This is a genomic window from Neorhizobium sp. USDA 3394 (assembly GCF_056280385.1).
Genome location: NZ_JBWCDU010000001.1, coordinates 2,273,095 through 2,299,519, shown reverse-complemented (window position 1 = coordinate 2,299,519; position 26,425 = coordinate 2,273,095). Strand labels below are relative to the sequence as shown.

Below are 26,425 nucleotides of genomic sequence, written 5' to 3'. Positions count from 1 at the left end.
TGGAAAAGAATGTCCGTTCGTCGATTAGCCGAAGACCAGGTGCAGCCGGCAATATTCGCCTTCAATGACGAAAATTCCGTCTGGGCCGAGGCAACGATCAGGAAATATCCGGCAGGCCGGCAGCAATCGGCTGTCATCCCGCTTCTGATGCGTGCGCAGGAACAGGATGGCTGGGTGACCCGCGCGGCGATCGAATTCGTCGCAAACAAGCTCGACATGCCCTATATCCGCGTCCTCGAAGTCGCGACCTTCTATACTCAGTTTCAGCTGAAGCCGGTCGGTACCCGCGCGCATATCCAGGTTTGCGGCACCACGCCCTGCATGCTGCGCGGTGCGGAAGACCTGATGAAGGTCTGTCAGCACAAGATCCATCACGATCCCTTCGCGCTCAATGCCGACGGCACGCTGTCGTGGGAAGAGGTCGAATGTCAGGGCGCGTGCGTCAACGCACCGATGGTCATCATCTTCAAGGATGCCTATGAGGACCTGACGCCTGAGCGCCTCGAGGAGATCATCGATGCTTTCGAAGCCGGCAAGGGGCATGAGATCAAGCCAGGCCCGCAGATCGACCGCATTTTCTCGGCCCCCGAGGGCGGCCCGCAGACGTTGAACGACGAGATCAAGCCGGTCCGCACCAATCTCGACCCGCAGCCGAGCGCCGAGGAAGTGGCGGACGCTGCCAGCATTCCTCCTGCCGATGCCGGTCGTCCGAAGGACACGGCGCCGGAGACGGACCCGAAACTGAAGACCCCCGCAACCGCGCCGGCGGCTGCCGCCGCGAATGCCAAGGCCGCGGAGACGCAGCCGCTGTCGGCGACCGCAAAGAGCAAGCCGGCTCCGAAGACGCCCGGCAGTGCAGCGGAAGGCGCGCCGCCGGAACCTGGCGCGGTCTCCGGGGACTTGAAGCCGAAGCGCACACGGCGCAAGACCACGACTGAAGGTGAGTCGTGACATTAGAGAATTTGTGTGCGGCCTTTGAAAAAGGCTGCAATATATCGACGGACAACCGGCTTAATCGCGACGGACTTGTGGAATAGATCATGTTGAAAGATCAGGATCGCATCTTTACCAATATCTACGGCCTCAAGGACAAGTCCCTGAAGGGCGCGATGAGCCGCGGCCATTGGGATGGCACCAAGGAGATCATCGAGAAGGGCCGGGACTGGATCATCAACGAGATGAAGGCTTCGGGCCTTCGTGGCCGCGGCGGCGCAGGCTTCCCGACCGGTCTCAAGTGGTCCTTCATGCCGAAGGAATCGGATGGCCGCCCGCATTACCTCGTGGTCAATGCCGACGAATCCGAGCCCGGCACCTGCAAGGACCGCGAAATCATGCGCCACGATCCGCACACGCTGATCGAAGGCTGCGTCATCGCCGGTTTCGCCATGGGTGCCCACACCGCCTACATCTACGTGCGCGGCGAATACATGCGCGAACGCGAAGCGCTGCAGGCGGCGATCGACGAATGTTATGATTTCGGCCTGCTCGGCGGCAACAGCAAGCTCGGCTGGGATTTCGACATCTACGTCCACCACGGTGCCGGCGCCTATATATGCGGCGAAGAAACCGCGCTGCTCGAAAGCCTCGAAGGCAAGAAGGGCCAGCCGCGCCTGAAGCCTCCGTTCCCGGCCAATATGGGCCTCTATGGTTGCCCGACGACGGTCAACAACGTCGAATCGATCGCTGTCGCCCCGACCATCCTGCGCCGTGGCGCCGGCTGGTTCTCGTCCATGGGCCGTCCGAACAATGTCGGCACCAAGCTGTTCATGCTCTCCGGCCACGTCAACAAGCCGTGCACCGTCGAAGAAGTGATGGGCATCACCTTCCGCGAACTGGTCGACAAGCATGCCGGCGGCATCCGCGGCGGCTGGGACAATCTTCTGGCGGTCATTCCGGGCGGCGCGTCCTGCCCGATCGTGCCGGCCAAGGACATCATGGATTGCCAGATGGATTTCGACGGCCTGCGCGCCGTCGGCTCCTCCTTCGGCACCGCCGGCGCCATCGTCATGGACAAGTCCACCGACGTCATCAAGGCGATCGCCCGCATCTCGGCCTTCTTCAAGCACGAGAGCTGCGGCCAGTGCACGCCGTGCCGCGAAGGTACGGGCTGGATGTGGCGGGTGCTGGAGCGCATGGTCAAGGGCAATGCCCAGAAGCGCGAAATCGACATGCTGTTCCAAGTGACCAAGCAGATCGAAGGTCACACCATCTGCGCGCTCGGCGATGCGGCGGCCTGGCCTGTACAGGGTCTGATCCGGCATTTCCGTCCGGAGATCGAAGCGCGTATCGACCAGTATACCCGAAACGCGACGGCGCATGGCGCCGTCCTGGAAGCTGCGGAGTAGCCAAGTGACAAAGTCGGGCAAAGAGCATGAAGGGGAGGCGACGGGTCGTCCGGCGCTCGATCCGGCGCGAATGCCCGATTTTTCCGAGGCGATGAAGCACAATCCGCTGATGGCGAATATGGCGGCCGCGACGGCAGTCGGCTTCGGCATCGCCGCTCAGATGGCCGGAGTCTTCCTGGGTGCGCTGCAGGGCGCGATGGAAGCGGGCAACCGTCAGAAGGCTGCCGGAGAGGCTCCATCCGCGACGGCTCCGGTTGAGGCGCCCGCTGCCACGGAAACGCCGGCTCCGGGACCGACCGCCGCGGCTGCAATCTCAGAGCCGGCGCCGATCGCTGAAAAGCCGAAGGCAAAGCTGGTCGCGCCGGCTCGCAAGGCTGCTGCACCGGCGCCCAAGGCCGCCGTAACAGCGCCCAAGGCCGAATCGGTCAAGAAGCCGGTCGCCAAGGCCAAGGTTGCGACGGCAAAGGCCGCTGCTCCGAAGGCTCCGGCAAAGCCGGTCGTCGAAGCAAAGCCGGTAAAGGCGGCCAGGGCGAAGGTAACGAAGGCCAAGGCACCTGCCGGCGGCGATCTGAAACAGATTTCGGGCATCGGCCCGAAGCTGGTGGAAGTGCTGAACGGGCTGGGCGTCACGAGCCTCGCTGAGGTCGCGGCCTGGAACGAGGCCGATATCGCCCGCTTCGACAAGGAATTGGGTTTCGAGGGACGCATCAGCCGCGACGATTGGGTCGGCCAGGCGAAAGCTCTGTTGAAATAAAAGAATATGTCCCCGAGTCGCCTGACCCCCAGGAGACCCAAAGGATGGAACTAAGGACGTAAGTGAGACGATGGTTAAGCTGAAGGTTGACGGCAAAGAGGTCGAAGTTCCGGATCATTTCACGCTGCTTCAGGCATGCGAGGAAGCCGGCGCCGAGGTCCCGCGCTTTTGTTTCCACGAACGTCTTTCGGTCGCCGGCAATTGCCGCATGTGCTTGATCGAAGTGAAGGGCGGCCCGCCCAAGCCGGCAGCCTCCTGCGCCATGGGCGTGCGCGACGTGCGCGGCGGCCCGAACGGCGAGCTGCCGGAAATCTTCACCAACACGCCGATGGTCAAGAAGGCCCGCGAAGGCGTGATGGAATTCCTGCTGATCAACCATCCGCTGGATTGCCCGATCTGCGACCAGGGCGGCGAGTGCGACCTGCAGGACCAGGCGATGGCCTTCGGCATCGACTCATCCCGCTACACGGAAAACAAGCGCGCCGTCGAAGACAAGTATATCGGCCCGCTGGTCAAGACCGTGATGAACCGCTGCATTCACTGCACGCGCTGCGTCCGCTTCACCACCGAAGTCGGCGGCATTTCCGAACTCGGCCTGATCGGCCGCGGCGAGGATGCCGAGATCACCACCTATCTCGAAAGCGCCATGACGTCGGAACTCCAGGGTAACGTCATCGACCTTTGCCCGGTCGGTGCGCTGACCTCGCGTCCCTTCGCCTTCACCGCCCGTCCGTGGGAACTCAACAAGACCGAATCGATCGACGTCATGGACGCCGTAGGCTCGGCGATCCGCGTCGATACCCGCGGCCGCGAAGTGATGCGCATCATGCCGCGCGTCAACGAGCAGGTGAACGAGGAGTGGATCTCCGACAAGACCCGTTTCATCTGGGACGGACTGAAGACCCAGCGCCTCGACCGCCCCTACGTCCGCAAGGGCGGCCGCCTTCAGGCTGCCTCTTGGGGCGAAGCCTTCGGCGCCATCAAGGCCGCCGTTTCCGGCACGTCCGCAGCCAAGATCGGCGCGATCGCCGGCGATCTGGCTTCGGTCGAAGAAATGTACGCCCTGAAGGAACTGATCCGGTCGCTCGGATCGGAAAACCTCGACTGTCGCCAGGACGGGACGGCGCTTGATCCGTCGCTCGGCCGCGCAAGCTACGTCTTCAACCCGACCATCGAAGGCATCGAACAGGCCGGCGCACTGCTTCTGATCGGCGCCAATCCGCGCCTCGAGGCAGCCGTCCTCAACGCCCGCATCCGCAAGCGCTTCCGCCGCGGCAACTTCCCGATCGGCGTGATCGGCGAAGTCAGCGAACTGCGTTACGTCTACGATTATCTCGGTGCAGGCCCCGAGACGCTTTCCGACCTCGCGTCCGGCGCAAACAGCTTCGCCGACACGCTGCGGGCTGCCAAGAACCCGATGATCATCATAGGGCAGGGGGCTCTCTCCCGTCCGGATGGCGCGGCGATCCTTAGCTCGGCCGCCCAGCTTGCCGGTTCGGTCGGCGCGCTCACCGAAGACTGGAACGGCTTTGCCGTCCTCCACACCGCTGCTGCCCGCGTCGGCGGCCTCGATCTCGGCTTCGTGCCGGGTGAAAAGGGCGCCAACGCCGCCGCCCAGGTCGCTGGCATGGACGTTCTCTTCCTGCTTGGCGCCGACGAACTCGACTTCTCGAAGAAGGGCGCCAAGTTCACCGTCTATATCGGCAGCCACGGCGATGCCGGCGCGCACAATGCCGACGTCATCCTGCCGGGTGCGGCCTATACCGAAAAGTCCGGGACCTGGGTCAACACCGAAGGCCGCGTCCAGATGGGCAACCGCGCCGGCTTCGCGCCCGGCGAGGCTCGCGAGGACTGGGCGATCATCCGCGCGCTCTCCGACGTGCTCGGAGTCAAGCTGCCCTTCGATTCGCTGAGTGCCCTGCGTGCGAAACTCTATGCGGACTACCCGCATTTCGCGGCCATCGACGAGATTGCGGCGGGTTCGGTGAACGAAATTGCCGCACTTGGCCAAAAAGCCGGTGGTATGACGAAGTCCGGGTTTGCGTCGCCGATCAAAGACTTCTATTTGACGAACCCGATCGCTCGCGCTTCGGCCGTCATGGCTGAATGCTCGGCATTGGCCCGCAACAATTTCCAGGCTGCGGCGGAGTAATTTTGAACATGGACTCGTTCTTTTCCATCTACGTCTGGCCGGGCATCGTCATGGTCGCGCAGTCGCTTCTGCTGCTGGTCTGCCTGCTCGTCTTCATCGCCTACATCCTGCTCGCCGACCGCAAGATCTGGGCAGCCGTCCAGCTGCGCCGCGGCCCGAACGTCGTCGGTCCCTTCGGTCTGTTCCAGTCCTTCGCCGACCTTCTGAAATTCGTCTTCAAGGAGCCGGTCATTCCGGCCGGCGCCAACAAGGGCGTCTTCCTGCTGGCGCCTCTCGTCGCCGTGGTGCTGGCGCTTGCCACCTGGGCAGTCATTCCGCTGAACCAGAACTGGGTGATCGCCAACATCAATGTCGGCATCCTCTATGTGTTCGCGATCTCCTCGCTCGAAGTCTACGGCATCATCATGGGTGGCTGGGCTTCGAACTCGAAATATCCCTTCCTCGGCGCGCTCCGCTCGGCGGCGCAGATGGTCTCCTACGAAGTCTCGATCGGCTTCGTCATCGTCACCGTGCTGCTCTGCGTCGGCTCGTTGAACCTCACCGACATTGTCAATGCCCAGAATGACGGGCTCGGCACGATGATGGGCCTGCCGGCCTCGTTCCTCGACTGGCACTGGCTGGCGCTGTTCCCGATGTTCGTGGTGTTCTTCATCTCGGCGCTCGCCGAGACGAACCGCCCGCCCTTCGACCTTCCCGAAGCGGAATCGGAACTGGTCGCCGGCTTCATGGTCGAATACGGCTCGACCCCGTACATGATGTTCATGCTCGGCGAATACGCGGCGATCTGCCTGATGTGCGCGCTGACCACGATCCTCTTCCTCGGCGGCTGGCTGCCTCCGGTCGATATCGCCATCCTGAATTGGGTGCCGGGCATCATCTGGTTCGTGCTGAAGGCGAGCCTCGTCTTCTTCATGTTCGCCATGGTGAAGGCCTTCGTTCCGCGCTACCGCTACGACCAGCTCATGCGCCTCGGCTGGAAGATCTTCCTGCCGCTGTCGCTCGCCATGGTCGTCATCACCGCATTCGTGCTGAAGCTGATGGGATGGGCATGATCATGACCGTCCTTTCTCTCGGCATCATTGGAGAATAATATGGCAAGTCTCGGCCAAGCCGTGAATTCGCTGTTCCTGAAGGAGTTCGTCGGCGCGTTCTTCCTGTCGATGCGCTACTTCTTCAAGCAGAAGGCGACGATCAACTACCCGTTCGAGAAGGGCCCGGTCTCTCCGCGTTTCCGCGGCGAACATGCGCTGCGGCGTTACCCGAACGGCGAGGAACGCTGCATCGCCTGCAAGCTCTGCGAGGCGATCTGTCCTGCCCAGGCGATCACCATCGAGGCAGGCCCGCGCCGCAACGACGGTACCCGCCGCACGGTGCGCTACGATATCGACATGGTGAAGTGCATCTATTGCGGCTTCTGCCAGGAAGCCTGCCCGGTGGATGCGATCGTCGAAGGCCCGAATTTCGAATTCGCCACCGAGACGCGCGAAGAGCTCTATTTCGACAAGGCGCGTCTCCTGGAAAACGGCGACCGCTGGGAGCGCGAAATCGCTCGCAACATGGCAATCGATGCGCCCTACCGCTAAGGCGGGGTGATTTGTCCGGTGCCGCCCATCAGCGGGCAGCGCACCGGTGACATCTGGATGAAATACCCGGCGCATATCACAAGGCCGGGTTTCGACGGGTAGGGGCATTCGCCCCGATCCCGGTGAGGGACGAAAAGGCACCACGATGGGTCTGCAGGCAATCTTCTTCTATCTCTTCGCGTTCATCGCGGTGGCGTCGGCGTTCATGGTCATTTCGGCCAAGAACCCGGTACACTCGGTGCTGTTCCTGATCCTGGTCTTCTTCAACGCCGCCGGTCTCTTCCTGCTGACGGGCGCCGAATTCCTGGCGATGATCCTCCTGGTCGTCTATATCGGCGCGGTCGCGGTTCTCTTCCTCTTCGTCGTCATGATGCTCGATATCGACTTTGCTGAACTGCGCTCCGGCGTGCTGCAATATGCGCCGATCGGCATGCTGGTCGGCCTGATCGTCGCAGCCGAACTGGTCGTCGTCATCGGCGGCAGCGTGCTGACGCCGGAAGCCGCCAAGGCGATCACCATGCCGATCCCGAACCCGGCCAGCCGCACCAACACGGCTGCCCTCGGCGACGTGCTCTATACGAATTACGTCTACTTCTTCCAGATCGCCGGCCTGGTGCTTCTGGTGGCGATGATCGGCGCGATCGTGCTGACCCTGCGTCACCGCACCAATATCAAGCGACAGGATGTTTCCAAGCAGGTGGCTCGCACGCCGGCGACAGCCGTCGAAGTGGTCAAGGTCAAGCCGGGCCAGGGCGTCTGAGGCGGGAAAAAGGAATAAAGACATGGAAATCGGACTTTCCCATTACCTTACGGTCAGCGCCATCCTCTTCACGCTCGGCGTTTTCGGCATCTTCCTGAACCGCAAGAACGTCATCATCATCCTGATGTCGGTGGAGCTCATCCTGCTCTCGGTCAACCTGAACATGGTGGCCTTCTCCTCCTTCCTGAACGACATCGTCGGCCAGGTCTTCGCATTGTTCATTCTGACCGTGGCGGCCGCCGAAGCGGCCATCGGTCTTGCAATTCTCGTCGTCTTCTACCGCAACCGCGGTTCGATCGCCGTCGAAGACGTCAATATGATGAAGGGCTGATCGGGTCATGATCTACAAGGCAATCGTCTTTCTTCCCCTGATCGGCTTCCTGATCGCCGGCCTGTTCGGCCGTTCGATCGGCGCAAAGGCGTCCGAATACGTCACCAGCGGCCTGATGATCATAGCGGCCGTACTCTCCTGGATCGTCTTCTTCAACGTGGCGCTCGCCCATGGCGAGGCAGGCGAGGTGATCAAGGTCCCGGTCATGCGCTGGATCCAGTCCGGCGGCATCGACGTCGAATGGGCCTTCCGCGTCGACACGCTGACGGCGGTCATGTTCGTCGTCGTCAACACCGTCTCGACGCTCGTGCATGTCTATTCGATCGGCTACATGCACCACGACCCGCATCGGCCGCGTTTCTTCGCCTACCTGTCGCTCTTCACCTTCGCGATGCTGATGCTGATCACGTCGGACAACCTCGCCCAGATGTTCTTCGGCTGGGAAGGCGTCGGTCTTGCCTCCTACCTGCTGATCGGCTTCTGGTACAAGAAGCCCTCGGCCTCGGCTGCCGCGATGAAGGCGTTCATCGTCAACCGCGTCGGCGACTTTGGGTTCGTGCTCGGCATTGCCGGCGTCTTCGTCCTGTTCGGCTCGATCAGCTTCGAAACGATCTTTGCGGCTGCCGCCACCTACCTGCCGGCCGCCGGTTCGCCGGAAGCGTCCCAGGCGATCGTCAACATCTTCGGCATGTCGCTCGACAAGGCAAATGCGGTCACCGTCGTCTGCCTGCTGCTGTTCATGGGCGCGATGGGCAAGTCGGCGCAGTTCCTGCTGCACACCTGGCTTCCGGACGCCATGGAAGGCCCGACCCCGGTGTCTGCGCTCATCCATGCCGCGACCATGGTCACCGCCGGCGTCTTTCTCGTCGCCCGCATGTCGCCGATCTTCGAACTGTCGCCCAACGCCCTGCTTGTCGTGACCATCATCGGCGCGATCACCGCCTTCTTCGCGGCGACCGTCGGCCTCGTCCAGAACGACATCAAGCGCGTCATCGCCTATTCGACCTGCTCGCAGCTCGGCTACATGTTCGTGGCGCTCGGCGTCGGTGCCTATGGCGCGGCGATCTTCCACCTCTTCACCCACGCCTTCTTCAAGGCGCTGCTGTTCCTTGGCGCCGGCTCGGTCATCCACGCCGTCGATGGCGAGCAGGACATGCGCTACATGGGCGGGCTCCGGAAGCACATCCCGGTCACCTTCTGGATGATGACGATCGGCACGCTTGCGCTGACCGGCGTCGGCATCCCGGGAACGATGTTCGGTTTCGCCGGCTTCTTCTCCAAGGACGTGATCATCGAAAGCGCCTATTCGTCGCATTCGGCGGCGGCGGGCTTTGCCTTCACGCTTCTGGTCATCGCCGCGCTGTTCACCAGCTTCTATTCCTGGCGTCTCGCTTTCATGACCTTCTTCGGCAAGCCGCGCGCGTCGGCCGACGTGATGCACCATGTGCATGAATCGCCGATGGTCATGCTGGCGCCGCTCTACATCCTCGCCGCCGGTGCGGTCCTCGCGGGCGTTCTGTTCGAAGGGTATTTCTTCGGCCACGAGTATGCCGAGTTCTGGAAGGGGGCACTGTTCACGCTTCCGGAAAACAAGATCCTCGAAGAGTTCCATCACGTACCGGTCCTGGTTGCCTGGAGCCCATTCATCGCCATGGCGGTCGGTTTCGTCACGGCCTGGTATTTCTACATCAAGTCGCCTTCGACGCCCCGCCGTCTCGCCGCTTCGCAGAAGGTCCTCTACGAGTTCCTGCTCAACAAGTGGTATTTCGACGAACTCTACGACTTCCTCTTCGTCCGCTCCGCCAAGGCGCTCGGCCGGTTCCTGTGGAAGAAGGGTGATGTCGGCGTCATCGATACCTACGGCCCGAACGGCGTCGCCGCCCGCGTGGTCGACGTCACCAACCGGGTGGTCAAGCTGCAGTCCGGTTACCTTTATCATTATGCGTTCGCGATGCTGATCGGCATCGCCGCCCTCGTCACCTGGATGATGCTCGGGAGCTCAATCTAATGACCGACTGGCCAATTCTCTCGACGGTCACCTTTCTGCCGCTGGTCGGCGTGCTGTTGCTGCTTCTGACGCGGGAAGACGGCCCCTTCGGGCGCCGGAACATCCTCAACGTCTCGCTGTTCACGACGGTCTTCACCTTCATCGTCTCGCTCTTCATCTGGATCGGCTTCGACAATTCGAATGCCGGCTTCCAGATGGTCGAGAAGCATGACTGGCTCGGCACCGGCATCTCCTACCATCTCGGCGTCGACGGCATTTCCATGCTGTTCGTCATCCTGACGACCTTCCTGATGCCGTTCTGCGTGCTCGCCAGCTGGAATACGATCGAGAAGCGCCTCAAGGAATACATGATCGCCTTCCTGCTCCTGGAAGTGGTCATGACCGGCGTCTTCGTTTCGCTCGACGTCGTCCTCTTCTACGTCTTCTTCGAAGCGACCCTCATCCCGATGTTCGTCATCATCGGCGTCTGGGGCGGCAAGGACCGCGTCTACGCGTCCTACAAGTTCTTCCTCTATACGCTGCTCGGCTCGGTGCTGATGATGCTCGCCATCATGGCCATGTACTGGCAGGCCGGCACGACCGACATCACCGAACTGCTGAAATACGGCTTCCCGGCCGGCATGCAGACCTGGCTCTGGCTCGCCTGCTTTGCGGCCTTTGCCGTCAAGATGCCGATGTGGCCGGTTCATACCTGGCTTCCGGACGCGCACGTCCAGGCTCCGACCGCAGGCTCGGTCATCCTGGCCGGCGTCATGCTGAAGCTCGGCGGCTACGGGATGATCCGCTTCTCGCTCGCCATGTTCCCGATCGCGTCCGAACATTTCGCGCCGCTGGTCTTCGCGCTGTCGGTCATCGCCATCATCTACACCTCGCTGGTGGCGATGATGCAGGACGACATCAAGAAGCTGATCGCCTATTCGTCGGTCGCCCACATGGGCTACGTCACCATGGGCATCTTTGCGGCGAACGTGCAGGGCGTGCAGGGTGCGATCTTCCAGATGCTGTCGCACGGCATCGTCTCGGGCGCGCTCTTCCTCTGCGTCGGCGTTGTCTATGACCGTCTCCACACTCGCGAGATCTCGGCCTATGGCGGCCTCGTCAACAACATGCCGAAATATGCCGTGGCTTTCATGATCTTCACCATGGCCAATGTCGGCCTGCCGGGCACGTCGGGTTTCGTCGGCGAATTCCTGACGATCATCGGCGTCTTCCGGGTCAACACCTGGGTCGCCCTGTTTGCCGCGACCGGCGTCATCCTCTCGGCCTCCTACGCTCTCTGGCTCTATCGCCGGGTGATCTTCGGGGCACTCGAGAAGGAAAGCCTCAAGGGCCTGCTAGACCTTTCCGGCCGCGAAAAGCTGATCCTCTATCCGCTGATCGCGCTCACCATCTTCTACGGCTTCTATCCGGCGCCGATCTTCGATGCGACGGCAGCATCCGTGGACCTGCTGGTGAACAATTATTCCGCAGCCCTGGCAGCAGCGAAAGACCTTGCACTCAACGTGCACTGAGACGGGACAAGACTGGACATGACCGCTGAAATTCTCTCCCTAAGCCTGCAGCTCTCGATGCCGGAGATCATCCTGGCCGTGGGCGCGCTCGCTCTTCTGATGATCGGCGTCTTCTCCGGCGACAAGTCCGCGCCGACGGTGACCGGGCTTGCGGTGGCGCTGCTCGCGGTCGCCGGCCTGTGGCTGATCTTCATGCCCGGCGAGGGCGTGGCCTATGGCGGCGCCTTCAAGCTCGATGCCTTCGGCCGCTTCATGAAGGTCCTGGCGCTCATCGGCTCGATTACCGCCATGGTCATGTCCGTCGGCCATGCGAAGTCGGATCAGCTCAACCGCTTCGAGTTCCCGGTCCTGCTGGTGCTCTCGACGCTCGGCATGCTGCTCTTGATCTCGGCGAACGACCTGATCGCCTTCTATCTGGCGCTGGAACTGATGTCGCTGGCGCTCTACGTCATCGCCGCCTTCAACCGGGACAGCCTGCGCTCGACCGAAGCCGGCCTGAAATATTTCGTCCTCGGTGCGCTTTCCTCCGGCATGATGCTGTACGGCATGTCGCTGGTCTACGGCTTCACCGGCAATACCGGCTTCGAAGGCATCGCCAAGGTTCTCTCCGCCGAGACCCGTGGCCTCGGCTTGATCTTCGGCATGGTCTTCGTGCTCGCCGGCGCCTGCTTCAAGATCTCCGCCGTGCCGTTCCACATGTGGACGCCGGACGTTTATGAAGGCGCGCCGACCCCGGTCACCGCCTTCTTCGCAGCCGGCCCGAAGGTCGCCGCCATGGCGATCCTCGTGCGCATCGTCTCCGACGCCTTCCTGCCGATCGTTGCCGACTGGCGCCAGATCATCGTCTTCGTGTCGATCGCCTCCATGCTGCTCGGCTCGTTCGCCGCGATCGGCCAGCGCAACATCAAGCGGCTGATGGCCTATTCCTCGATCGGTCACATGGGCTATGCGCTTGTCGGTCTTGCCGCCGGCTCCGAGACGGGTGTCTCCGGCGTCGTCCTCTACATGACCATCTACATGGTCATGACATTAGGCACCTTCGCCTGCATCATGGCAATGCGCCGCAAGGACGGTGAAAATGTCGAGAATGTCGACGATCTCGCCGGCCTGTCGTCCACCAAGCCATTCATGGCGGTGGTGCTGACCGCGCTGATGTTCTCGATGGCCGGCATTCCGCCGCTCGCTGGCTTCTTCGCCAAGTATTTCGTGTTCGTCGCGGCGATCGAAGCCAAGCTCTATGCGCTGGCCGTCATCGGCGTGCTCTCCTCGGTCGTCGGCGCCTACTACTACCTGCGCATCGTCAAGCTGATGTGGTTCGATGAAGCCAAGGGCGAGTTTGCCCGCATCTCCGGCGAACTTCGTCTGGTCTTCGGCCTCTCCGGTCTCTTCGTCACGGCCTATGTGCTGATCGGCGGACCGATCGGCACGGCGGCGAGTGCTGCCGCGAAGTCCTTCTTCTGAGAATGCCGGGAGCAGGGGGCCGCTTTTCGCTCGATGCGTTCCGCCACGAGGCGCTCGACGAAGTCGGATCCACCAATAGCGAATGTCTCGCCCGCGCCCGCGCGGGCGATTCCGGTTTGTTGTGGCTGACCGCGACGCGCCAGCTCGCCGGCCGTGGTCGCCGTGGCCGGGCCTGGACGTCGGAACCCGGCAATCTCTACGCGTCGCTGCTGCTGATCGATCCCGCGCCGCCGGAGCGCATCGGTTCTCTGCCGCTCGCCGTCGCCGTCGCGGTTCACGCCGCCGTCAGGTCGGTTCTGCCGCCGGGCGGCGAGCCGCTCGATGTCAAATGGCCGAACGATATCCTGATCGGCCGCAAGAAGACCTGTGGTATTCTGCTGGAAGGCGAGGGCCTGCCGGACGGCCGCCGCGCGCTCGTCATCGGCATCGGCATCAACATCCGCCACATGCCCGACAGTGCTGCCTATGCGGTGACCCGGCTTGCCGATCACGGCGCCAACATCTCGCCGGAAGAGCTTTTCGCGCATCTTTTCAGAGAGATGGCGCAGGTTCTGGAATCCTGGGATGAGGGGCGGGGCACGCCCGAAATCAGCCGGCGCTGGCGCGAAGTTGCCTGTGGCATCGGCGAAAAAATCACCGTGAACCTGCCGGATCGCTCGCTTGTTGGCACATTCGCAGGTATCGATGACAAAGGATTTCTGCTGCTCGACACCGGATTAGGCGCGCTGACGTCGATCGCCGCCGGTGATGTATTTTTTCAAGGAATGGAATAGACAAAGAAAATGGCAAACCAAGAAGAACTGGTGTTTCTGCCGCTTGGCGGCGTGGGCGAGATCGGCATGAACCTCGCCCTCTACGGCTATGGAACGCCGGAGAAGCGCCAGTGGATCATGGTCGACTGCGGCGTAACCTTCCCTGGGCCGGACCTGCCGGGCGTCGATCTCGTGCTGCCCGATATCCGCTTCCTCGCCAGCCAGCGCAGCCATCTCAAGGCGATGATCATCACCCACGCGCATGAGGATCACTACGGCGCCATGAACGACCTCTGGCCGGGCCTCAACGTGCCCGTCTATGCCTCGCCGTTCACCGCCGGCATGCTGGAGGCGAAACGCAATTACGAAGGTTCGCGCGCCGAAATCCCGGTGACGATCTTCAAGGCCGGCGACCGCATCAATATCGGTCCGTTCGAGATCGAGGCGGTCGGCGTCAACCATTCGATCCCCGAACCGATGTCGCTGGTCATCCGCACCCCGCTCGGCAACGTCGTCCATACCGGCGACTGGAAGATCGACCATGCGCCGTCGCTCGGACCGTTCACCGACGAGACGCGCTTCCGCAAGATCGGCGACGAGGGCGTGCTGGCGCTGATGTGCGACAGCACCAACTCCATGCGCGAGGGCGTTTCGCCTTCCGAGGAGGAGGTGTCCGAGGGCTTGCGCAAGATCATCGAGGCCGCTGAGGGCAGGGTGGCGATCACCACCTTCTCGTCGAATGTCGGCCGCATCCGCTCGATCGCGCAGGCCGCAGACGCTGCCGGCCGCGAAGTGCTGCTGCTCGGTTCGTCGCTGAAGCGCGTCGTCGGCGTCGCCCGCGATATCGGCATCATGGAGGGCCTGAAGCCCTTCATCGCCGAGGACGAATATGGCTATATCCCGCGCGACAAGATCGTGGTGATCCTGACCGGCAGCCAGGGCGAGCCCCGTGCGGCGCTTGCCAAGATCGCCCGCGACGAGATGCGCCATGTGGCGCTGACCGCAGGCGATACGGTGGTCTTCTCCTCGCGCACCATTCCCGGCAACGAGAAGGCGATCATCGAGATCAAGAACGGCCTGATCGAGCAGGGCATCAAGATCGTCACCGACAGCGATGCGCTCGTCCACGTTTCCGGCCATCCGCGCCGCAGCGAACTGGTGCAGATGTATGAATGGACCCGCCCGCAGATCCTCGTGCCCGTCCATGGCGAGGCGGCGCACCTGACGGCCCAGGCCGAACTCGGCGCATCCGTTGGCATCAAGACCATTCCGCGTGTCCGCAACGGCGATATCCTGCGCCTCGCGCCCGGCCCGGCCGAGGTCATCGGCGAAGCGCCGCATGGACGCATCTTCAAGGACGGCAAGCTGATCGGCGATTTCGAGGAAATGGGCATCGGCGACCGCCGCAAGCTCTCCTTCGTCGGCCATGTCTCCATCAACGTCCTGCTCGACACCCGCTATGACTTCGTCACCGATCCCGATCTCATCGCCTTCGGCCTGCCGGAGTTCGACGACGAGGGCGAGGACATGGAGGATACGCTTTATGACGCGGTGCTCGGCGCCGTCGAAAGCATCCCGCGTGCCCGCCGCAAGGACCTCGACATGGTCCGTGAGGCCATCCGCCGCGCCGTCCGCTCCACCGCCAACGAGGCCTGGGGCAAGAAACCGATCGTGACGGTGTTCGTGACAAGGCTCTGAGGGGCGAGAGCAGCCACTTTTGGAATGAGGCGTTGCCACGAATCGATCTCCCCCCCTGAGGGGGAGATGCCCGGCAGGGCAGAGGGGGGGATTGCGGCACACTCTTCTTCCACCGTATTTGCCGCACCGTCGCCACCCCCCTCTGTCACCTTCGGTGACATCTCTCCCTCAAGGGGGGAGATCATAGGGAGCCCGCGGCACCGTCCGTATCTCTATAGGCAGCCGCTCCAAAACCGCCTAACCTGCACTCGGGAGGACAAAAATGCTCGGACGCGTCAATCACATCGCCATCGCCGTGCCGGATCTCGGCATCGCGACCACGGCCTATCGCGATACCCTCGGCGCCCGCGTCTCCCAGGCCCAGGCCTTGCCGGAGCATGGCGTCACCGTGGTCTTCGTCGAACTCCCCAACACCAAGGTGGAACTGCTCGAGCCGCTCGGACCCGATTCGCCGATCGCGGCCTTCCTCGAGAAGAACCCGTCCGGCGGCATGCACCATATCTGCTACGAGGTGGATGATATCATCGCTGCCCGCGACCAGTTGAAGGCGGTCGGTGCCCGCGTGCTAGGAGACGGCAATCCGAAGACCGGAGCCCATGGAAAACCTGTGCTTTTCCTGCATCCGAAGGACTTCAACGGCACCCTGGTCGAGCTCGAACAGGTCTGAGTCCGCAACTGTGACATCACGCCCGGGCATGCAGGTTTGAGCTTGCTGGCCTTTAGGCCTATAAGGCGCCAATTCTTCGAACCGGAATCGAGTCGAAACCATGCCGCTTTTGACGGTCGCCGCCATCTACTTCATCATCTGGTGGACCGTGCTCTTCATCGTCCTGCCGCTCGGCTATCGCAGCCAGCAGGAAGACGGCGAGGTGACCAACGGTACTGTGGAAAGCGCCCCGGCCCGGTTTCGCGGCGGCCGCGTCATCCTGCTGACGACGGTGATCTCGTTGCTGATCTACGTCGGCTATTACGTTGCATCCGCCTATTTCGGCGTCGGCATTGCCGATATTCCCGTCATCGTGCCGACCTTCGACTAAGCGCACGAATGAGGCAGGACCATCGGGAGCCTGTCATTCCCCTGTCATGATTTGCGGGCATAGGAGCGGTGACGAAGGCACCCGCACGCCGCCGTTCGGACTGGCGAAAAAGCAAAAAAAAACAAGGCGGTTAAGCCTTGTTTCTAGTTTCGCGTGATCCTTAACCGTTACCGGGGCTGCGACAAGCGCGCCTAAGATCTGATCCTCCCAAGACTTGACCGCGAAATGGCAAGAATTTGAACTCCTTGCCTCTTTTGTGAGCTGAACCTAGCTCAAAGGATGTGCTTTGTCATCTGCTATTTTTGTATTTTTGCTACACTTCGATAAAATTTTTCTGTTGACATAAATGTCGCACGTTTGCCACGAAATCCCCATTTTTAGCGGGTCTGCAGATGCCGGCGCTGAATCGTGACACCCTCGCGATTCCTGCGGGGGCGGGTTCCCATGGAGCCCCGGAACGGCTATGTACCCTCGCCATATCACTGAAGAAATGGCCGATTCCTGTAACCTAAGGATAGGCCCTGACAACCTCGGAAATCGCGATGCGCCTGTCCCGCTATTTTATGCCCATCCTGAAGGAAAACCCCAAGGAAGCGGAAATCGTGTCCCACCGGCTGATGCTGCGTGCCGGCATGATCCGCCAGCAGAGCCAGGGCATCTATTCCTGGCTGCCGCTCGGCAAGCGCGTGCTTGACAAGGTCAACAACATCATCCGCGAGGAGCAGAACCGTGCCGGCGCCATCGAGGTGCTGATGCCGACGCTGCAGTCCGCCGAACTCTGGCAGGAAAGCGGCCGCTACGACGCTTATGGCAAGGAAATGCTGCGCATCAAGGACCGCCAGGAGCGGCCCATGCTCTACGGCCCCACCAACGAGGAAATGATCACGGACATCTTCCGGTCCTACGTCAAGTCCTACAAGAACCTGCCGCTCAACCTTTATCACATCCAGCTGAAGTTCCGTGACGAGATCCGTCCCCGCTTCGGCACCATGCGCTCGCGCGAGTTCCTGATGAAGGATGCCTATTCCTTCGACCTGACCAAGGAAGGTGCCGAGCATTCCTATCGCAAGATGTTCACCGCCTATCTGCGCACCTTCTCGAGGCTTGGCCTGCGGGCGATCCCGATGCGCGCCGATACCGGCCCGATCGGCGGCAACCTGTCCCACGAATTCATCATCTTGGCCGAGACCGGCGAGTCGGAAGTGTTTTCCCACAAGGATTTCGTCAATTTCGACATCCCCAGCACGGATACAGATTTCGATGACGTAGGGGCCATGCAGGCGGTGTTCGACAAGTGGACCTCGGTCTACGCCGCGACCTCGGAAATGCACGACGAGGAAGCGTTCAACGCCATTCCCGAGACCGACCGGCTGTCCGCCCGCGGCATCGAGGTCGGTCACATCTTCTATTTCGGCACCAAGTATTCGGAACCGATGGGCGCCAAGGTGCAGGGACCGGACGGCAAGGAACACCATGTCCACATGGGTTCCTACGGTATCGGCCCGACACGCCTTGTTCCCGCCATCATCGAAGCATCGCATGACGACAACGGAATCATCTGGCCGGCATCGGTCGCGCCGTTCGACGTCGTGGTGATCAACATGAAGCCCGGCGACGAGGCCTGCGACCGGATCTGCGAAACGCTCTATGGCGGTCTCGCGACGGTCGGCAAGGACGTGCTCTACGACGATACGGACGAGCGCGCCGGCACCAAGTTCGCGACCGCCGACCTGATCGGCGTGCCGGTCCAGGTGATTGTCGGACCCCGCTCCGCCGCGTCAGGCGAAGTGGAGGTCAAGGACCGCAAGACCGGCGAGCGCGAAACGCTGACCGTCGAAGCGGCCATGAACAGGCTCGCCGGCCGATAAGCCGGTCGGCGTATCACGGCGGATTTCCCGCCTTCGGCAGGTTGAGGAAATGGCATGGCGAGCGTCGCGACGAATGGTGAAGCGGTAAAGGCGGGCGGTTCGCCTGCGGCCGGTCCTTTCTCGGCTTTCGAGCGGATGGTCGCCTGGCGTTACCTGCGCTCGCGCCGCAAGGAAGCTTTCATCTCGGTCATCGCCGGCTTCTCCTTCATCGGCATCATGCTCGGCGTCGCGACGCTGATCATCGTCATGGCTGTCATGAACGGTTTCCGCACCGAGCTGATCTCGCGCATTCTCGGCATCAATGGCCACATGATCGTCCAGCCGATCGACGGACCGCTCACCGATTACGCCGAACTCACGCAGAAATTTGCAGCCGTCCCCGGTGTGCGGATGGCGCTGCCGCTGGTCGAGGGCCAGACGCTCGCATCGGGCCGCGGCGGTGCCGGTTCCGGCGCGCTGGTGCGCGGCGTCCGCCCGGAAGATCTCGAGAAGCTGTCGGAAGTCGCTGGCAACGTCAAATCCGGCGATATGGTCGGTTTTGCCTCGGGGCAGGGCGTTCTGGTGGGCTCCAGGCTCGCCGCCCAGCTCGGGCTGTCCGCCGGCGACCAGATCACCCTGATTTCGCCGGAGGGCGACGTGACGCCGATGGGCGTCAATCCGCGCGTCAAATCCTACCCCGTGTCCGGCATTTTCGAGATCGGCATGTCGGAATACGACGCGACGATCATCTATATGCCGCTCGAGGAATCGCAGCTCTATTTCAATGCCGAAGGCCTCGTTCAGTCGATCGAGCTGTTCATCGACAATCCGGACAATGTCGACGACCTGCGCCCGAAGATCGAGGCGGCGGCGGGCCGCCAGATCTTCATCACCGACTGGCGGCAGCGCAACCAGACCTTCTTCTCCGCGCTCCAGGTTGAGCGCAACGTCATGTTCATGATCCTGACCCTGATCGTGCTGGTGGCGGCGCTCAACATCATCTCCGGCCTGATCATGCTGGTGAAGGACAAGGGCAGCGATATCGCCATCCTGCGCACCATGGGCGCCGGTGCGGGTGCGATCATGCGCATCTTCTTCATGACCGGGGCGGCGATCGGCCTGGTCGGGACCTTCGCAGGCGTCCTGCTCGGCGTGGTCGTCTGTCTGAACGTCGAATCGATCCGCCAGTTCTTTTCCTGGATATCGGGCACCATCCTCTTCGATCCGCAGCTCTATTTCCTCAGCCAGTTGCCGGCGGAGATGAGCTTTGGCGAAACCTTCTCGGTGGTCATGATGGCGCTCGTCCTCTCCTTCATCGCCACCATCTTCCCGGCATGGCGGGCCTCCCGGCTCGATCCTGTCCAGGCCCTTCGATACGAATAGGACCGAAATCCTTCATGGCACCCAAAACCGTCTTGCAGCTCTCGGGCGTCGAACGTCACTACGGCCAGGGCGAGACCACGCTTTCGATCCTCAAGGGGGCTGATTTCGACCTGAAGACCGGCGAGATCGTCGCGTTGGTCGCTCCGTCGGGCACCGGCAAGTCGACGCTTCTGCATCTCGCCGGCCTGCTCGAACATCCCGATGCCGGCGAGGTCTTTCTTGCCGGGCAGGCCTGCAACGGGCTTCCCGATGCGGAACGCACCGCGATGCGCCGCAACAAGATCGGTTTCGTCTACCAGTTCCACCATCTCCTGCCGGAGTTTTCCGCCGTCGAGAACATCATGATGCCGCAGCTGATCGCCGGCCTTACCAAGGCCGAGGCGAGGGAGCGGGCAAGCCAGCTTCTGGACTATATGCGCATCGGCCACCGCGCCGAGCACCGTCCCTCGGAACTGTCCGGTGGCGAGCAGCAGCGCGTGGCGATCGCCCGTGCCGTCGCCAACGCCCCGCGCGTGCTCCTCGCCGACGAACCGACCGGCAATCTCGACCCGAAGACCGCATCCTATGTCTTCGACGCGCTGGAAGCCCTGGTGCGCCAGTCGGGCCTCGCGGCCCTGATCGCCACCCACAACCACGACCTCGCCAGCCGCATGGACCGCCGCGTGACGATCGAAGGCGGCAGAGTCGTCGAGATGTGAAGAGGCGTATATGCGTGCGTCTGGATCCTCTCCCGGACACGACGCCTGATAAAAGGGGTGTCCCCGTGCGACCGCACGGCGACTGGATCCTCGGGTCAAGCCCGAGGATGACGCCGCTGGGTGGGATGTTGTGCCCTCTCCTCCGTCATCCTCGGGCTTGACCCGAGGATCCACCCTCCACGCGCCACCCTCTCCGGGCACATTCGGCACGTCGCTGCCAGCCCTATCAAACACTTAGCCTTTCTCTCATCCCCGCCCCCGCAACCCATGCCTACAATCCCCCCGTTCCGTCGCGGATACACCGGCAGGCGTGCCGGCGAGACGGGACCGGCGCCGGGTGGCAGGAAACGACGTAAGTCCTTTCATCCGGGGTTCGCGGAAAATGGTCTCCCTCCGGCGACACGGGGAGAGACGGAGGCAAACGGACCGAGCCTTCGTCTCTTGAAGCCCGAAACAGCGCGCCGGGCGTGCCTGTGCGGCACACAGGGTGGCAAACCGGATGGTTTCGCCGGGCTTTGACAAGTCCGACCGATCCTATCGGAGAAACCGGCGGAGACCTGTGGAAGCCTTGCCGATAACTCGGTTCGGACGGGCGCCACGGGTCAGACGAACATCGTCCGGGAAGGCCACGGCAGAGGGGCCGAAGTCGCGGGCATAAACAGCCGAACGGGGCGCTGAGAGGTGTCACCTATTACTTATCTTACGAGGCAGCTTTCAGCGCCCCGTCCGAACATGCTCATGCCCGGACTGGTCATTCCAGGTCCGGATCCCTCGGCATGCGTTCAACCGGGCAGATCCCCGGATTAACGCCTTGTTTACCAGGTGAGGGAGGATATCGAGGCATGTTTGTTTCCGGTCTGTTCTTTTATTGACTCTCAAACAAAATGAGAACAAATTAAAAACATAAGAGAACACGGGAGACGACGATGACTGACCTGCTTCGTGACATTGCCGCATTCGCTTCCATCGCCACCTTCGTGGCCAGCCTCTCCATGATCATGATGGCCATGTGATCTGGACCCTCGGCCGAAAGGCGTTGAGGGAGGAATTCCGAACTGGACTCTCAAGCCCCTGCGCCGGACAATAGCCTGATTCATGAGATGGTTCCCGCTTCATCAAACGGGTAAGGCGCAGATATGGCAGATACAGTGGACGTAAAATCGGGATCGGAAAAGCTGGGGACCACCCCTCAATTCGTTCACCTTCGCGTCCATTCGGCCTATTCGCTTCTGGAAGGCGCCCTGCCGCTCAAGAAGATCCTCTCGAAGGCCATCGCGGACAATCAGCCTGCGATCGCGATAACCGACACCAACAATCTGTTCGTAGCCCTGGAATTCGCCCAGAAGGCGATCGGCGACGGCCTGCAGCCGATCATCGGCTGCCAGATGTCGATCGATATGGAAGACCAGTCGGACGAGCGGCGCAACAGCCACCAGCAGCTCGCCAAGTTGCCGGCGATCGTTGTGCTGGCTGCCAATGCCGTCGGCTACGAACGGCTCGTCGACCTCATCAGCCGCGCCTATCTCGGCGGCGAGGGGCACCAGTCGACCCATATCTGCCGTTCCTGGCTGGAAGAGGGCGGTACCGAGGGGCTGATCGCGCTGACCGGCGCCGGCAGCGGGCCGGTCGACGCGGTCCTGAAGGAAGGCAATGCCACGCTTGCCGAAGCAAGGCTGCTGAAACTCAAGGAGATCTTCGGCGATCGGCTTTATGTCGAATTGCAGCGCCATGGCGCCTACGACCGGCGCCACGAGCACAAGATCGTCACGCTCGCCTACGATCACGACCTGCCGCTGGTCGCGACCAACGAGGCCTTCTTTCCCACCAAGGCCGATTACGATGCCCATGACGCGCTGATGGCGGTTGCCCACAACGCGATCGTCTCGGACGACACCCGCTTCCGCCTGACGCCCGATCATTATCTGAAGAGCCGCGCCGAGATGGCGAAGCTGTTCGCCGACCTTCCTGAGGCGCTCGAAAACACGGTCGAGATCGCGCGGCGCTGCTCCTTCGTGCTGAAGACCCGCAATCCGATCCTGCCGCGCTTCACCGGTGCCACCGACGATCCGGCGGAAGCCGAGCGTGCCGAGGCCGAAGAGCTGCGCCGCCAGTCCGTCGAAGGGCTCGAAGAGCGAATCGCGACGCTCGGCATGACGCGCGGTTATTCCGAGCAGGATTATCGGGATCGGCTGGATTTCGAACTCAGCGTCATCGAGAAGATGAAGTTCCCGGGCTACTTCCTGATCGTTGCCGACTTCATCAAGTGGGCCAAGCAGCAAGGCATCCCGGTCGGCCCGGGCCGTGGCTCGGGTGCGGGCTCGCTGGTCGCCTATGCGCTGACCATTACCGACGTCGATCCGCTGCGCTTCTCGCTTCTGTTCGAGCGCTTCCTCAATCCCGACCGCGTCTCGATGCCGGACTTCGACATCGACTTCTGCCAGGACCGCCGCGAAGAGGTGATCCGCTACGTGCAGCAGAAATACGGCCGCGAGCAGGTGGCGCAGATCATCACCTTCGGTTCGCTGCAGGCGCGCGCCGCGTTGCGCGACGTCGGACGCGTGCTCGAAATGCCCTATGGCCAGGTCGACAAAATCTGCAAGCTGGTGCCGAACAACCCGGCCAACCCGACGCCGCTCTCGAAGGCGATCGAGGAGGATCCGAAATTCCAGGAGGAGGCCGACAAGGAGCCGGTCGTCGCCCGCCTCCTCGATATCGCCCAGAAGATCGAAGGCCTTTATCGCCACGCCTCGACCCACGCCGCCGGCATCGTCATCGGCGACCGTCCGCTGTCGAAGCTCGTGCCGATGTATCGCGACCCGCGCTCGGACATGCCGGTCACCCAGTTCAACATGAAATGGGTGGAGCAGGCGGGCCTGGTGAAGTTCGACTTCCTCGGCCTGAAGACGCTGACCGTGCTGAAGACCGCCGTCGATTTCTGCCGCAAGCGCGGCATCGAGATCGATCTCGCCAAGATCCCGCTCGACGACACCAGGACCTACGAAATGCTATCGCGCGGCGAGACGGTCGGCGTGTTCCAGGTGGAAAGTGCCGGCATGCGCAAGGCACTGATCGGCATGCGGCCGGACTGCATCGAGGACATCATCGCGCTGGTGGCGCTTTATCGTCCGGGCCCGATGGAGAACATTCCGACCTACAATGCCCGCAAGCACGGCGAGGAGGAGATCGAGTCGATCCATCCGATGATCGACCATCTCCTGAAGGAGACCCAAGGGGTCATCGTCTACCAGGAGCAGGTCATGCAGATCGCCCAGGTGCTGTCGGGCTATTCGCTCGGCGAGGCCGACCTGCTGCGCCGCGCCATGGGTAAGAAGATCAAGGCGGAGATGGACCAGCAGAGCGAACGCTTTGTCGATGGCGCCATCAAGAACGGCGTCTCCAAGCCGCAGGCCAACAACATTTTCGAACTGCTCGCCAAGTTCGCGAACTACGGTTTCAACAAATCCCACGCCGCGGCCTACGCGATCGTCTCCTACCAGACGGCCTTCATGAAGGCGCATTACCCGGTCGAGTTCCTTGCCGCCTCGATGACCTACGATATGTCGAACAGCGAGAAGCTCAACGACTTCCGGCAGGATGCGGGCCGCCTCGGCATTGCGGTCATTCCGCCCTCGGTGCAGACCTCGTTCCGGCAGTTCGAGACCGGCGAGAACCGCATCTATTATGCGCTGGCCGCCATCAAGGGCGTCGGTGAGTCGGCGGTCGACCACATTACCGAGGTGCGCGGCGACGTGCCCTTTGCCAGCATCGAGGATTTCTGCCTCCGGATCGATCCGAAACAGGTCAACCGCCGCGTCATGGAAAGCCTGATCTCGGCGGGCGCCTTCGATTGTTTCGGCCGCGACCGCGCCGAACTGAGTGGCGGCCTCGACCGCATCATCGGTTATGCGCAGCGCGCGCAAGGGGAAAAGGTCAGCGGCCAGCACGACATGTTCGGCTCGTCCTCCGCCTCAGGGCCGGAAACGCTGATTTTTCCGCCGTTCACGCCTTGGATGCCGTCCGAAAAGCTGATGCGCGAATACCAGGTGCTCGGCTTCTATCTCTCCGCCCATCCGCTGGATGCCTATGCCAACGTGCTCGCCAAGATGCGCGTCCAGAATTTCGCGGACTTTTCCGCCGCCGTGAAACAGGGCGCCACCGCCGGCCGGCTGGCCGGAACGGTGACCAGCAAGCAGGAGCGCAAGACCCGCACCGGCAACAAGATGGGCATCGTCACCTTCTCGGATGCGACCGGCCAGTTCGAGGCGGTGCTGTTCTCGGAGGGGCTGGCGCAATACCGCGACCTGCTGGAGCCCGGCAAGTCGCTGGTCATCACCGTGCAGGCGGAAGAGCGGCCGGAAGGCATCGGCCTGCGCATCCAGACCGCCCAGTCGCTCGAGGAAAAGTCGGTACAGATGCAGAAGGCGCTGCGCGTCTTCGTGCGCGATTCAGGCCCGATGCGCGCCGTCGCGCGGCACCTCAACGCCCGGGGCGACGGGCTGGTGTCCTTCGTGGTCATCAAGGATGACGGCAAGCGGGAAATCGAGGTGGAGCTGACGGAAAAATACCGCATCTCGCCGGAAATCGCCGCAGCGCTTCGGACAGCGCCGGGCGTTCTGGACGTCGAGCTGGTCTAGCCTCAGTAGAGGCCGTAGGCGCGGGGCCTCGCCGCCGTCCGCCGCTGGCTGACCGGCTGCGGCTTGGTGATGGAGGCCTGTGCTTCGGCCACCCGCTGCACCGGCTGGGTGACGGTGATGAAATCGGTGCCGTCGCCGGTTTCCTGGCCGATGCCCTGGTCGTTGATCGTCAGAGACGATCCGTCGCTGATCAGCGTTTCGATCCGGTCGCGGATGTCGGCCGGGATTTCGATACGGTTTAGAGCCTGTGCCGCGGCGCCCGGCGCGTAAGGATCGTCGGCGACCGTGATCCCGAGCCGCTGTTTCATCGCGGGGCTGAGGCCGTTGGGAACCGTGACGCTGTGCCATTCGGCCGTCTCTTCCTTGCGCTCGACCTTGTCGACGCTGAAGAAATGCGTGCCGAGCGCGATTTCGGGATCCTTGATGCCGACCGGGGCCTCGAACAGCGGCTGGAAATTCTGGCGCACCATGATCTGGCCCATCGGCGGACGCGGCTTGCCGGCGGTCTCGTAGAGCGATTCCAGGAATTCCGGCGTCACCAGCGCGCCCTTGGGCGAAAGGTTCTTCCAGCGCTTGAAGCCGGCGATCGCGCTGCGGGTCATCGGCCCGGCAAAGCCGTCGCCGCCGCCGGTGTCGAAGCCGAGCTGCTGCAGCAGGAGCTGGGCATCCATCAATGTCTCGCGCTCGCCGCGGCGGGTGATGAGGATGCGCAGCGGTGCGACATCCTCTTTCGCGGCCGCGACCGGTTGGGTGGGAGCAGGCCGCGCGTCGGTCGTCGGATGGATGATCGAGGGATTGTTCGGAACGACGTTCATCGCCACTTCGACCGGCTTGGAATCGACAGGCTTGGAACTGCCGCCGATCGACGAGGTCCTCAGCTGCACGTCGGAAAGCAGCGGCCCGGTCGGCAGCGGCTTGCGCGGCAGGAACAGGTTGGCGCTCTCGATCCGCTGCGGCACGACCGGCGCATCGGTGATGATCACATGCGCGCCGCGCTCGGTCATCTGGAAGAGTGATTTGGCAAATGCGCCCGGCATGCGCACGCAGCCATGCGAGGCCGGATAGTTCGGCACGCTGTTCGACTCGTGAAGCGCGATGCCCGACCAGGTCAGGCGCTGCATCCACGGCATGGGCGCGTTCGAATAGAGGTTGGATTCGTGATATTTCTGTTTTTCGAGGATCGAGAAGATCCCGCTCGGCGTCGTGTGGCCTTGCTTGCCGGTCGATACCTTTGAGGTGGTGAGGACCGTTTCGCCGTCATAGACGACAAGCGACTGCTTGTCCTTGGAAACGATGATCTGCAGCGTGCGGGCACCTTCCGCAAGAGCCGCATGCGACAGCATGGTCGCAGACAAAAGACCTAACCCGAACACCAGGCGACGCAACATGACCGACCCCATACGCAATACACGACCCGGATATTAGCGCATGAGGTTTAAGGAAGGTTATCCGCGACGCGAGTAGTTTTAGC

The 26,425-nt window shown here is 62.5% G+C and carries 20 protein-coding genes; 19 read left to right on the top strand and 1 reads right to left on the bottom strand.

Annotated features, from left to right (window positions below; all coding sequences use genetic code 11):
- Nucleotides 1-9 precede the first annotated feature (9 nt).
- The 19 genes from nuoE to dnaE all read left to right on the top strand — a co-directional run bounded on the left by nuoE (nucleotide 10) and on the right by dnaE (nucleotide 24,954).
- Nucleotides 10-951, top strand: coding sequence for an NADH-quinone oxidoreductase subunit NuoE (gene nuoE / locus ACZ9EJ_RS11050; protein WP_251091102.1), 942 nt, complete (start codon nucleotides 10-12; stop codon nucleotides 949-951).
- Between the two features lie 89 nt (nucleotides 952-1,040).
- Complete coding sequence (gene nuoF, locus ACZ9EJ_RS11045) at nucleotides 1,041-2,345, top strand: NADH-quinone oxidoreductase subunit NuoF (RefSeq protein ID WP_046635492.1); 1,305 nt, start codon at nucleotides 1,041-1,043, stop codon at nucleotides 2,343-2,345.
- Between the two features lie 4 nt (nucleotides 2,346-2,349).
- A complete protein-coding gene (locus ACZ9EJ_RS11040) occupies nucleotides 2,350-3,099 on the top strand; it encodes a hypothetical protein (RefSeq protein WP_052764595.1) in 750 nt (249 codons plus the stop codon).
- Between the two features lie 70 nt (nucleotides 3,100-3,169).
- Complete coding sequence (gene nuoG, locus ACZ9EJ_RS11035; protein ID WP_046640498.1) at nucleotides 3,170-5,251, top strand: NADH-quinone oxidoreductase subunit NuoG; 2,082 nt, start codon at nucleotides 3,170-3,172, stop codon at nucleotides 5,249-5,251.
- A gap of 8 nt (nucleotides 5,252-5,259) precedes the next feature.
- Nucleotides 5,260-6,303, top strand: coding sequence for an NADH-quinone oxidoreductase subunit NuoH (gene nuoH, locus ACZ9EJ_RS11030; protein ID WP_046640549.1), 1,044 nt, complete (start codon nucleotides 5,260-5,262; stop codon nucleotides 6,301-6,303).
- Nucleotides 6,304-6,342: 39 nt separating this feature from the next.
- Nucleotides 6,343-6,834 carry an NADH-quinone oxidoreductase subunit NuoI gene (gene nuoI, locus ACZ9EJ_RS11025; protein ID WP_038585696.1) on the top strand — a complete coding sequence of 164 codons (492 nt, stop codon included), beginning with the start codon at nucleotides 6,343-6,345 and terminating at the stop codon, nucleotides 6,832-6,834.
- A gap of 145 nt (nucleotides 6,835-6,979) precedes the next feature.
- A complete protein-coding gene (locus tag ACZ9EJ_RS11020; RefSeq protein WP_046635483.1) occupies nucleotides 6,980-7,594 on the top strand; it encodes an NADH-quinone oxidoreductase subunit J in 615 nt (204 codons plus the stop codon).
- 22 nt (nucleotides 7,595-7,616) lie between these two features.
- Nucleotides 7,617-7,925, top strand: coding sequence for an NADH-quinone oxidoreductase subunit NuoK (gene nuoK / locus ACZ9EJ_RS11015; RefSeq protein WP_007772674.1), 309 nt, complete (start codon nucleotides 7,617-7,619; stop codon nucleotides 7,923-7,925).
- 7 nt (nucleotides 7,926-7,932) lie between these two features.
- Entirely contained in the window at nucleotides 7,933-9,933 is a 2,001-nt protein-coding gene (gene nuoL / locus ACZ9EJ_RS11010; protein WP_046640499.1) for an NADH-quinone oxidoreductase subunit L, read from the top strand.
- Nucleotides 9,933-11,444, top strand: a complete 1,512-nt coding sequence (locus ACZ9EJ_RS11005; RefSeq protein WP_046635479.1) for an NADH-quinone oxidoreductase subunit M — start codon at nucleotides 9,933-9,935, stop codon at nucleotides 11,442-11,444. Before nuoL ends, ACZ9EJ_RS11005 begins: the two co-directional genes overlap by 1 nt.
- An 18-nt stretch (nucleotides 11,445-11,462) precedes the next feature.
- Entirely contained in the window at nucleotides 11,463-12,905 is a 1,443-nt protein-coding gene (gene nuoN, locus ACZ9EJ_RS11000) for an NADH-quinone oxidoreductase subunit NuoN (RefSeq protein ID WP_046635477.1), read from the top strand.
- Nucleotides 12,906-12,907: 2 nt separating this feature from the next.
- A complete protein-coding gene (locus ACZ9EJ_RS10995) occupies nucleotides 12,908-13,678 on the top strand; it encodes a biotin--[acetyl-CoA-carboxylase] ligase (RefSeq protein WP_046640500.1) in 771 nt (256 codons plus the stop codon).
- 9 nt (nucleotides 13,679-13,687) lie between these two features.
- On the top strand, nucleotides 13,688-15,355 hold the full coding sequence (locus ACZ9EJ_RS10990; protein ID WP_046635470.1) for a ribonuclease J: 1,668 nt from the start codon (nucleotides 13,688-13,690) through the stop codon (nucleotides 15,353-15,355).
- A 262-nt stretch (nucleotides 15,356-15,617) separates the two neighbouring features.
- On the top strand, nucleotides 15,618-16,022 hold the full coding sequence (gene mce, locus ACZ9EJ_RS10985) for a methylmalonyl-CoA epimerase (RefSeq protein ID WP_046640501.1): 405 nt from the start codon (nucleotides 15,618-15,620) through the stop codon (nucleotides 16,020-16,022).
- Between the two features lie 100 nt (nucleotides 16,023-16,122).
- Nucleotides 16,123-16,392 (top strand): DUF1467 family protein, encoded by a 270-nt coding sequence (locus ACZ9EJ_RS10980; protein WP_046635468.1) that lies wholly within the window; start codon nucleotides 16,123-16,125, stop codon nucleotides 16,390-16,392.
- Nucleotides 16,393-16,934: 542 nt separating this feature from the next.
- Nucleotides 16,935-18,260, top strand: a complete 1,326-nt coding sequence (gene proS / locus ACZ9EJ_RS10975; RefSeq protein WP_046635467.1) for a proline--tRNA ligase — start codon at nucleotides 16,935-16,937, stop codon at nucleotides 18,258-18,260.
- 54 nt (nucleotides 18,261-18,314) lie between these two features.
- Complete coding sequence (locus tag ACZ9EJ_RS10970) at nucleotides 18,315-19,622, top strand: lipoprotein-releasing ABC transporter permease subunit (RefSeq protein ID WP_046635466.1); 1,308 nt, start codon at nucleotides 18,315-18,317, stop codon at nucleotides 19,620-19,622.
- A gap of 14 nt (nucleotides 19,623-19,636) precedes the next feature.
- Nucleotides 19,637-20,320, top strand: a complete 684-nt coding sequence (locus tag ACZ9EJ_RS10965; RefSeq protein WP_046640502.1) for an ABC transporter ATP-binding protein — start codon at nucleotides 19,637-19,639, stop codon at nucleotides 20,318-20,320.
- Between the two features lie 1,136 nt (nucleotides 20,321-21,456).
- The gene (dnaE, locus tag ACZ9EJ_RS10960; RefSeq protein WP_046640503.1) at nucleotides 21,457-24,954 is read left to right on the top strand and encodes a DNA polymerase III subunit alpha; all 3,498 of its coding nucleotides are present in this window, start codon (nucleotides 21,457-21,459) and stop codon (nucleotides 24,952-24,954) included.
- A 2-nt stretch (nucleotides 24,955-24,956) separates the two neighbouring features.
- Here the strand turns inward: dnaE and ACZ9EJ_RS10955 are convergent, their stop codons facing one another.
- Nucleotides 24,957-26,342 (bottom strand): L,D-transpeptidase, encoded by a 1,386-nt coding sequence (locus ACZ9EJ_RS10955; RefSeq protein WP_080955731.1) that lies wholly within the window; start codon nucleotides 26,340-26,342, stop codon nucleotides 24,957-24,959.
- Nucleotides 26,343-26,425: the final 83 nt, after the last annotated feature.

Bases quoted from the DNA above. Each gene is read 5' to 3' on its own strand.
- nuoE (WP_251091102.1), top strand. From the start codon at position 10: ATGTCCGTTCGTCGATTAGCCGAAGACCAGGTGCAGCCGGCAATATTC.
- nuoF (WP_046635492.1), top strand. From the start codon at position 1,041: ATGTTGAAAGATCAGGATCGCATCTTTACCAATATCTACGGCCTCAAG.
- nuoG (WP_046640498.1), top strand. From the start codon at position 3,170: ATGGTTAAGCTGAAGGTTGACGGCAAAGAGGTCGAAGTTCCGGATCAT.
- nuoH (WP_046640549.1), top strand. From the start codon at position 5,260: ATGGACTCGTTCTTTTCCATCTACGTCTGGCCGGGCATCGTCATGGTC.
- nuoI (WP_038585696.1), top strand. From the start codon at position 6,343: ATGGCAAGTCTCGGCCAAGCCGTGAATTCGCTGTTCCTGAAGGAGTTC.
- ACZ9EJ_RS11020 (WP_046635483.1), top strand. From the start codon at position 6,980: ATGGGTCTGCAGGCAATCTTCTTCTATCTCTTCGCGTTCATCGCGGTG.
- nuoK (WP_007772674.1), top strand. From the start codon at position 7,617: ATGGAAATCGGACTTTCCCATTACCTTACGGTCAGCGCCATCCTCTTC.
- nuoL (WP_046640499.1), top strand. From the start codon at position 7,933: ATGATCTACAAGGCAATCGTCTTTCTTCCCCTGATCGGCTTCCTGATC.
- ACZ9EJ_RS11005 (WP_046635479.1), top strand. From the start codon at position 9,933: ATGACCGACTGGCCAATTCTCTCGACGGTCACCTTTCTGCCGCTGGTC.
- nuoN (WP_046635477.1), top strand. From the start codon at position 11,463: ATGACCGCTGAAATTCTCTCCCTAAGCCTGCAGCTCTCGATGCCGGAG.
- ACZ9EJ_RS10995 (WP_046640500.1), top strand. From the start codon at position 12,908: ATGCCGGGAGCAGGGGGCCGCTTTTCGCTCGATGCGTTCCGCCACGAG.
- ACZ9EJ_RS10990 (WP_046635470.1), top strand. From the start codon at position 13,688: ATGGCAAACCAAGAAGAACTGGTGTTTCTGCCGCTTGGCGGCGTGGGC.
- mce (WP_046640501.1), top strand. From the start codon at position 15,618: ATGCTCGGACGCGTCAATCACATCGCCATCGCCGTGCCGGATCTCGGC.
- ACZ9EJ_RS10980 (WP_046635468.1), top strand. From the start codon at position 16,123: ATGCCGCTTTTGACGGTCGCCGCCATCTACTTCATCATCTGGTGGACC.
- proS (WP_046635467.1), top strand. From the start codon at position 16,935: ATGCGCCTGTCCCGCTATTTTATGCCCATCCTGAAGGAAAACCCCAAG.
- ACZ9EJ_RS10970 (WP_046635466.1), top strand. From the start codon at position 18,315: ATGGCGAGCGTCGCGACGAATGGTGAAGCGGTAAAGGCGGGCGGTTCG.
- ACZ9EJ_RS10965 (WP_046640502.1), top strand. From the start codon at position 19,637: ATGGCACCCAAAACCGTCTTGCAGCTCTCGGGCGTCGAACGTCACTAC.
- dnaE (WP_046640503.1), top strand. From the start codon at position 21,457: ATGGCAGATACAGTGGACGTAAAATCGGGATCGGAAAAGCTGGGGACC.
- ACZ9EJ_RS10955 (WP_080955731.1), bottom strand. From the start codon at position 26,342: ATGTTGCGTCGCCTGGTGTTCGGGTTAGGTCTTTTGTCTGCGACCATG.